The sequence below is a fragment of the Bartonella sp. AA78NXGY genome (genome assembly GCF_042197005.1).
Lineage (GTDB): Bacteria > Pseudomonadota > Alphaproteobacteria > Rhizobiales > Rhizobiaceae > Bartonella.
On the sequence record NZ_JBHIRI010000057.1, the window covers coordinates 1 to 2153 of the forward strand.

Consider the following 2153-nt stretch of genomic DNA (forward strand, 5'->3'; position numbering starts at 1 on the left):
GATAGTGGTAATGATTTAGAGGTTCCCTCAAGCAACAGCACTCTGCAAGTGATTTTTGGCTATGAGAACAGCATCAGTGCCTTTATGGGGTGTTTTGTTGTCGAATCGGTTGTAAGTTGTGGTGGCAGTGATGGAGAAATCTTGCGCCTTTGTGGCAAAAGCGCCTCGATGCGTAAAGAGCTCAAAGAACAGGTGAGTGAACATTTTGATCACAAAACTGTTGGTGAGATTGTGGAGACACTTGCCAAACGCCATGGCTATCAAGAAAAGGTCAGTCCTCAGTTCACTCAACAAACTTTGCCTTATGTGATTCGTACAGATCAATCGGCTGTTGATTTTTTAACCCGCCTTGCCGATCGCATGCGGGCACGTTTTTTGATCAAGGACAATAAGTTTTTGTTTTTAAGCGGAGATAATTTACCAGCACTCGACATCCATAAGCACGACTGTTCCAACTGGGAATTTACGTTAGAGCCACGTACGCAATATGGCACCATTGAAGCTTCTTATTTTGATCGCTCAAAAGGGCAGCAATGCCAAGTCAAACATCAGACAGGGTTTAGCGGTCCCGTGCGGCGTTTACGGACTTGTTACACTTGTGAGGAGGAAGCACGAGCTGCTGCTGCTTCCGAGTCGGACAGGTTGTGTCGTGCTGTAGGCAGTGGCTCCTTGACCTTAGAGGGGCGTCCCGAAATCATGGCGGATCAACCTCTTTTATTGCAAGGGTTTCGTGGGCAAATCAATGGACCATGGAAAGCTGCAACCGTCACCCACCGCTATGAAAAACAAAGCGGATACACAACAGAAATCACACTCGAGGCACCAAACAAGGGAAAAGAAAGCAATGAGAACATTGAACATGCTAAAAACAGAAAATCCAAGAGATAATTTTGCTTCTTCTTTTCGTCAACTTCCCCATAATATTGAAGCGGAACAGGCATTGCTTGGAGCAATCCTGATTAATAATAATGCACTCGATCGCGTTTCAGACTTTCTCAAAGCAGAACATTTTTTTGAAACGCTACATCAAAAGATCTTTGAGATTGTCTTACAAATTATTCAAAAGGGTCATCTTGCAAACCCCATTACAATTAAGCCCTATATCCAAATGGAAGAAAAAATTGGAGATATTACTGTATACCAGTATGTTGTTCGCTTAGCCACAGAGGCAGTCACTATTATTAACGCTGAAGATTATGGACGCGTCATTTACGATCTTTTTATCCGCGGGTCTTTGATTAATCTTGGCAATGAAGTTGCCAATACAGCTTTTGATGCGCCTCTGGAGTTCACACCTTCCCAACAAATTGAAACGATTGAAAATCAATTATTTGAGCTCGCCGAAAAAGGAAAATATGGAGGTGGGTTTGAAAACTTTGATACAGCCATTGCAAAAGCACTTAACATGGCAAGCGCTGCAAAAAAGCGTTCCTCACAGCTTTCTGGGATAGCTACCCATATCAAAACCCTTGATGAGAAAATGGGAGGGCTACAGCCATCCGATTTGATTATCCTTGCGGGGCCGCCCTGCTATGGGGAAAACCTCTCTGGCGACCAATATTGCTTTTAATATTGCCAATGCTTGTAAGCGTGATAACAGCCAAGAAAATGAAGGGGGCATTGTTGGTTTCTTTTCACTTGAGATGTCAACAGAACAGCTTGCAACTCGTATTATCTCAGAGCAAATAAAGGTTTCTTCTTCTGATATGCGTCGTGGTAATATCTCAGAAGAGCAATTTACCAACATCATTTACGCAATGCGTTCCTTACAAACAATCCCTCTTTATATTGATCAAACGGGGGGTGTATCCCTTGCACAATTGGCCGCACGTGCAAGGCGTCTTAAACGACAACATGGTCTAGATGTCTTGATTATCGATTATATCCAACTCATGACAAGTGGTTCAAAGCGTTCATTAGAAAATCGCGTTCAAGAAATTACAGCCATTACCACCGGATTAAAAGCACTTGCAAAAGAACTCAATATTCCCATCATTGCTCTGTCACAACTTTCGCGTCAAGTTGAAAACCGAACCGATAAACGTCCGCAACTCTCTGATTTACGTGAATCTGGTTCAATCGAGCAAGATGCCGACATTGTTCTGTTCGTTTATCGTGAAGAATATTATCTCAAAAATGAAGAACCCAAAGAA

At 42.8% G+C, this 2153-nt stretch carries 1 protein-coding gene and 1 pseudogene; both read left to right on the top strand.

Annotation, left to right across the window (positions count from 1 at the left end):
• Positions 1 to 888: phage late control D family protein (locus ACFINL_RS09545; protein WP_375651473.1), on the top strand; the 888-nt coding region annotated here is incomplete at its 5' end.
• A pseudogene (locus ACFINL_RS09550) lies at positions 845 to 2153 on the top strand (replicative DNA helicase); the annotation flags it as partial. The gene ACFINL_RS09545 and the pseudogene ACFINL_RS09550, both read left to right, overlap by 44 nt.